5 protein-coding genes are annotated in these 6,167 nt (G+C 74.0%); all 5 read right to left on the bottom strand.

Annotated features, from left to right (window positions below; genetic code table 11):
* Positions 1-2,024, bottom strand: a 2,024-nt coding sequence (locus tag RM446_RS23670) for a condensation domain-containing protein (protein WP_311547649.1), incomplete at its 3' end; no start/stop codon positions are given.
* 123 nt (positions 2,025-2,147) lie between these two features.
* Entirely contained in the window at positions 2,148-3,650 is a 1,503-nt protein-coding gene (locus RM446_RS23665; protein ID WP_311547648.1) for a tryptophan 7-halogenase, read from the bottom strand.
* Positions 3,651-3,694: 44 nt separating this feature from the next.
* Positions 3,695-3,970: a phosphopantetheine-binding protein gene (locus tag RM446_RS23660; protein WP_311547647.1), complete on the bottom strand. Its 276-nt coding sequence runs from the start codon at positions 3,968-3,970 to the stop codon at positions 3,695-3,697.
* A gap of 67 nt (positions 3,971-4,037) precedes the next feature.
* Positions 4,038-5,387, bottom strand: coding sequence for a lysine N(6)-hydroxylase/L-ornithine N(5)-oxygenase family protein (locus tag RM446_RS23655; protein ID WP_311547646.1), 1,350 nt, complete (start codon positions 5,385-5,387; stop codon positions 4,038-4,040).
* Positions 5,388-5,461: 74 nt separating this feature from the next.
* Entirely contained in the window at positions 5,462-6,124 is a 663-nt protein-coding gene (locus RM446_RS23650) for an isochorismatase family protein (RefSeq protein WP_311547645.1), read from the bottom strand.
* Positions 6,125-6,167: the final 43 nt, after the last annotated feature.

The raw sequence follows: 6,167 nt of genomic DNA, 5'->3' as shown, positions 1-6,167 counted from the left end.
GCCGACAGCGGGAACCGGTCGCCCATATCCGCAAGGAAGTTCGCGAGCGCACCGTGGGACACCACCACACCCTTGGGCCGACCCGTCGACCCCGAGGTGTAGAGGATGTAGGCCGCACCGTCGGCGACCGAGCCGGGCGAGGGGACCTGCCGGGAGTCGTGTCCGGGCCCGGTCTCGGGTGCGGGGTCCTCCGCGGGGCGCGACATCAGGATGAGCCGTGTTCCCCCGGGGGTTTCGGGCAGCTGCGCGCCCGTCGCGGCGTCGGTCACCAGCAGCCGCGCACCCGCATCCGCCAGCATGAACCCGACCCGATCCGCCGGAAACCCCGGATCCACCGGCAGATACACCGCACCCGCACGCCCCACCGCCAACAGCGCCACCACCAGATCCACCGACCGCGGCAACGCCACCGCCACCACACGCTCCGGCCCCGCACCCGCCGCACGCAACCGCACCGCCAACGCATCCGCACGCGCCGCCAACTCCCCGAACGACAGCGAAACGCCGGCGGCCTGCACCGCGGGGGCGCCGGGAGTGCGGCGGGCCGCCTCCGCGACCAGGTCGGCCACCGGGGAGCCGGGGACATCGGACGCGGGGCCGCAGGCCGCCGCGGCGTCGGCGATGTCCAGAGTGCCCAGCGGCCTGCGATCCGCCTGCTCGGGCTCGTCGCCCTCGGCGGCGATGCCGCGCAGCAGCCGACCGAACTCGGCAAGGAGCGTGTCCAGGTCGTCGGCGGTGTAGCGGGCGGCGTTGCCGTTGAGCTCGAAGCGCAGCCCGCCCCCGGTGCCGCGGTAGACCGACAGCGACACGTCGTCGACAGGGCCCTCCGACAGGGTGCGCGCGGTGCCGCGGACTCCGCCGAAGGCGAGGTCGTAGTCGAAGGCCTTGATGTTGATCATCGGCCCGTGCAGCGGGGTTCCGCGCCCCACCAGGCTGAGGTCGCGGCGCACGTCCTCGGCCCGGTACCGCTGGTGGGCGCGAAGCTCGCGCAGCCGGGAGGTGGTGTGCGCGAGTACGTCGGCGACGGTGTCGGCGGGGTGCAGGCCCAGGCGCAGCGGCAGCACGTTGACCACCATCGCGGGCGTGCGCAGGGCGGCCGAGCCCAGGCGGCCCATGGCGGGCATGCCGAGCACGACGTCGCGGGCTCCGGTGCGGCGGTGCACGTAGCAGCCGAAGGCGGCGACGACCGCCTCGGCCCAGCTCGCGCCGGAGCGCTTGCCCAGCTCGGCCAGCCGGTCGGCGGTCGGTGCGTCCAGCCCGCCGGCGGCCGTGACGACGGCCGGTGCGGGCGCCGGCGGCGCATCGCCCAGCAGCGCCGGTTCGGGCCGGTCGGCGAGCAGCGCGCTCCAGTACTCGCGGTCCGCGGCGCGCCGCTCGGAGGCGGCGTAGTCCTCCTCTTCGGCGACGACGGCGGAGAGGCCGCCGAACCTGCGCTCGGGGCTGCTCCCCCCGGAGGCGAGGGCGGTGTAGACCTCGGCGACGCGGCGGGTGAAGGTCGTGATGGCGTAGGCGTCGGCGACGATGTGGTGGAAGCGCTGGAACCACAGGTGGCGCTCGGGGCCGATGCGGTAGAGCACGAACCGGTGCAGCGGCCCTGCGGCGAGGTCGACGGGCGCGGCCATGTCGGCGCGCATCAGCGCGAGCGCCGCACCGCGCGGGTCCTCGCGCCCGGTCAGGTCGGCCTCCTCCAGCAGCGGCCCGTCCCAGGGCAGCTCCGGGTGGACGACCTGGTGCGGCTCTTCCCGCTCGGCGTCCGCGCCCGCGGCGCCCGCCCCGCCCGGCTGCGCGCCCCCGTCCGCCACGACGGTGCGCAGCGCGTCGGTCTCGGCGACCGTGCACTCCAGTGCCGCCCGCAGCAGCGCGGGGTCCAGCCGTCCGGGCAGGTCGATGTACTGGCCCACGTTGTAGCGCCCGGCGGCGTCGGAGCCGCCGGCGGATGCGACGTGGTGTGCGTAGTAGACGCCGCGCTGGGCACCGGTGAGTGCCATCGACACGGGGGTGCGCAAGGGGCGGGTCTGGCTCATGGTCGCTGCCTTCGGGAGAATGCGGCCGGCACGGGCGCCGGAGGGCGCCTGCCGGACTCGGCGGAACGCGGTGCGGTTCGGCGGGTCCGCGCCCGGCGGGCGCGGACCGGCGCGGTGGCGAGGTCAGGCGGGTGCGGCGTCGGGCTCCGCCCAGCGTCGGCCGTCTGCGGAGGGCACCAGGCCGCCGTCCAGCAGCGGGGCCTCGGTGGCGGCCGCACCGGCGACGCCGCGCTGCTGGATGCGGTTCATCTCCGACATCACGTCGGCCACTACAGGTGCGCGGAACAGCTCGGTCATCCGCTCGCCGCTGTCGGTGCGCGCGGCGCCCGTGCGCTCCACGGCCCCGGTCAGCTCGGCCGAGGAGGAGCTGAACCGGTGCGCGAGGGAGTCGGCGCCCACCAGCGCGGTCTCGGCCGAGGAGGCGCCGGCGACCAGGGTGGCGAACGCCTGCATGTCGTCGCTCTGCATGTTGGTGACCTTGCGTGCCTTCCAGAAGTAGGTCTCCTCGCGCTGCCGCATGTCGTAGAACGCGGCGAGGAACTCGTAGAAGACGGCGTACTCCCGCCGGTAGCGCCCCTCGAACTCGCCGAAGGCCCGCTCCTCGCTCAGCTCGCCGGCGAGCACGCTGTTGAGGGAGCGCGCGGCGAGCAGCCCGCTGTAGGTGGCCAGGTGCACGCCGGTGGAGAACACCGGGTCGATGAAGCAGGCGGCGTCGCCGATGAGGGTGATGCCGGGCGCCCAGAACCGGGTGTTGGCGTAGGAGTAGTCGCGGCGCACCCGGACGCTGCCGTAGGTGCCTTCTGTGATGCGCTCGGTGTCGCCCAGCAGGTCGCGGACGATCCCGCAGCGCCGGATGGACTCGCGCAGCGTGCCCTCGCGGTCGGCCTGGATGCGCGCGGCCTGGTCGCGGTTGAGCACGGCGCCGACACTGGTGAGGTCGTCGCGCAGCGGGATGTACCACAGCCAGCCCTCGTCGAACGCGGCGCAGAGGATGTTGCCGGCGTCGGGCTCGGGCATCCGGCCGCCGCCGGCGAAGTAGCCGAAGACGGCGAGGTTCTGGAAGAAGTCGGAGTAGTGGCGGATGCCTCCGGCGGCCGCGTGCAGCCGGCCGGTGCTGCCGGAGGCGTCGACGACGTGGGCGGCGGCCAGTTCGCGGCGGGTGCCGGAGGGGTCGCTGCAGACCACGCCGGTCACGCGGCCGCCGCCGGTGACCGCCTCCAGCACCGACGACTCCTCGCGCACGTCGACACCGTGCCGGGCGGCGTTGCGCAGCAGGATGTCGTCGAAGGTCATCCGGTCGACCTGGTAGGCGTAGGAGGTCGGTCCGGACAGCTCGGGCGACAGCGCGAACAGGAAGTTCCACGGGTCGGGGCTGGTGCCCCAGCGGAAGCTGCCGCCCCGCTTGGTGGTGAACCCGGCGGCGCGCATCTCCTCGTCGGCGCCGAGCAGTCGGCAGACGCCGTGCACCGTGGCGGGAAGCAGCGACTCCCCGATCTGGTAGCGGGGGAACCGCTCCTTCTCCAACAGCACGACCCGGTGGCCCTGGTCGGCGATCAGTGTGGCGGCGGTGGAGCCGGCGGGGCCGCCTCCGACGACGATGACATCGAATTCCTCTGGGGCGCTCATGCTCGCGGCTCCTGGTTTCGGACGGTCTCGGGAGGGGGCGGTGGCTACCGGTCGAGCAGCAGCCGGGTCCAGGCTGCGACCGTGGGCTCCTCGGCCAGGGTGATGAAGTCGGTCTCGACGCCGGCCTTGCGCCAGCTCTCGACCAGGCTCATCAGGCGGATCGAGTCCATGCCGCGGTCGAGCAGGTCGTCCTGCTCACCCAGCGAGCCGGCGGGCTCGCCCAGTACCTGCTCGACGTCGGCGCGGACGCGCTCTGCGGTCAGCTCGGCGCTGCTCTCGGCGGACTGGCCCGCATGGTCGGCGGCGTGGTCTTCGGACACGGCGGTGTTCTCCTCGGGTCGGAGGGGTCTCGGGCGGGCGGGGGGCCGGTTCGCTCGGGTGCGGCGGTTAGCGCCCGAAGGCGGCCGCCTCCTCGGGGCGCACGGCGGCGCCGGTGCGGGCGCTGATGGCGTCGAGGATCTCCCCGACGCGCACTGCGACGTTGGACAGCAGCGAGGACGAGATCCCGTGGGTGTGCTCGGTGCCGCCCTGCAGGTAGATTCCGCAGGTCACCTCGTCGGAGGTCGCCAGACGGTAGTCGCGCTCCACGGCGGGGCGCCCCTCGGAGTCGCCGACGACGTGCTCGGCCAGCTCGCCCAGCAGGCCGCGGGGGTCGGCCGCCGAGTAGCCCGTGGCGTAGACGAGGTAGTCGGCCTCGACGGCGGTGTGCTTGCCGCCGGCCAGGTCCTCCACCGTCACGGTCACCCCGCCGGGCCCCTCGCGCACATCGGCCACGCGCGAGGTGTTGTGCATGCGCAGCCGCTCGGTGCCCTTGACCTTGTCCTGGTAGGCGGCCTGGTAGAGGGTGTCGATCAGGTCCGGGTCGACCACCGAGTAGTTCGTGTTGCGGTGGTAGCCCATGATCTCGGCCTTGGTCTCGGTGGAGGCGCCGTAGAAGTCGTCGACGGCCTCGGGGTCGAAGATGCGGTTGGCGAAGGGGCTGTCGTCGGAAGGGCTGTAGCCGTAGCGGGTGAACACGGTGTGCACCTGGGCCTCGGGGAAGCGCCGGTAGAGGTGCTCGACGCATTCGGCGGCGCTCTGCCCGGCGCCCACCACCACGAACGAGCGGGGCGCGGGAGCGGCGTCCAGGCCCTCCAGCCTCTGCAGCAGGTACTCGTTGTGCCAGACGCGTCCGCTGAGCCGGGCGCCGGCGGGCAGGCGCGGGGTCAGGCCGGGCGCGAAGACGACGTTGCGGCCGCGGCTGCGGTGGTAGGCCCCGTCGGCGGTGCGCGCGACGACGTCCAGCTGCGCGATGCGCCCGCCCTCGTCGCGGACCGGTTCGACGCCCACAGCCTCGGCGCCGTAGCGCACCTGGTCGCCGACCCGGTCGGCACACCAGGCCAGGTAGTCGTGGAACTCCGTCCGCAGCGGGAACAGCGTCTTGTGGTTGATGAAGTCGTGCAGCCTGCCCGCGGCGTGCAGGTAGGACAGGAAGCCGAAGTCGCTGGCGGGGTTGCGGGTGGTCACCAGGTCCTTGAGGAAGGAGACCTGCATCGTGGCGTCGTCCAGCAGCATGCCGCGGTGCCACCCGAACTCGGCCTGGCGCTCAAGGAAGACCCCGCTGAGCGGGGGTGCGGCGGGGTCGGCGGCGGCGCGCTCGCGCTGCTCGCGCAGGCCGATCGCCAGGGCGACGTTGGAGGGCCCGAAGCCGATCCCCACCAGGTCGTGGGAGGGCGGGGGCTGCGGCGTGTTGGTCACGGGTGTCCTTTCGGTTCTCACTGACCGGGTCGGTGCTCGCTGACGGGGCGTGGCGGTGCTGTGCCGAGCGGCGCTCACACCCGCGAGTCGAGCGCGGGCGCCGGGGTGAGAGCGGCCGCGGCCTCGCCGGCGGTCAGCGCCATTCCGCAGCGCTGGGACACGTAGCGCAGGGCGAAGCGGTGGTCCTCGGCGCTGAAGTCGGCGGTGGCGTCGGCGACCAGGAAGGGCTGGATGTCGCGCATGAAGGCGTCGGCGGCGGTGAGCAGGCAGCCGATGTGCGCGTAGACGCCGGTGACCAGCAGCTGGTCGCGGCCCAGGCCGTGCAGCCGCTCAGCCAAACCGGTACCGACGAAGGCGCTGTAGCGGTGCTTGGTGATCACCTCGTCGCCCTCCTCGGGCCGCAGACGGGCGGCGATGCCGGAGTGGTCGGGGTCGGCGCGCATGCCCCGGCCCCAGAAGTCGAGTTCGAGGCCGCGGCGCTCGGGCGGCACGTCGCCGGGCTTGGCGGTGTAGACGACGGGGATGCCGGCGGCGCGGGCGCGCCGGCGCAGGTCGGCGATGTTGGCCGTGGCGCCTTCGAGCGGCTGGGCACCCGCGGCGTAGGGCCGCAGGAAATAGTGCTGCATGTCGTGGATGAGCAGTGCCGCCCGCGCGGGGTCCAGGCGCCAGTCCGCGCGGTTGCCGGGCAGCTCGGCCGCGGCGGGCAGCTCGTAGGGCTCGATGTGCGGCAGCGGCATCGGAGGTCCATTCGACGGTCGTGGGGCGGGACGGGGCGCGGTC

This window comes from Streptomonospora wellingtoniae (assembly GCF_031845375.1).
Lineage (GTDB): Bacteria > Actinomycetota > Actinomycetes > Streptosporangiales > Streptosporangiaceae > Streptomonospora > Streptomonospora wellingtoniae.
This window is presented reverse-complemented; position numbering and strand designations above follow the sequence as displayed.

Coding starts and splice junctions, on each gene's coding strand:
- RM446_RS23665 (WP_311547648.1), bottom strand. CDS start 3,650: ATGAGCGCCCCAGAGGAATTCGATGTCATCGTCGTCGGAGGCGGCCCC.
- RM446_RS23650 (WP_311547645.1), bottom strand. CDS start 6,124: ATGCCGCTGCCGCACATCGAGCCCTACGAGCTGCCCGCCGCGGCCGAG.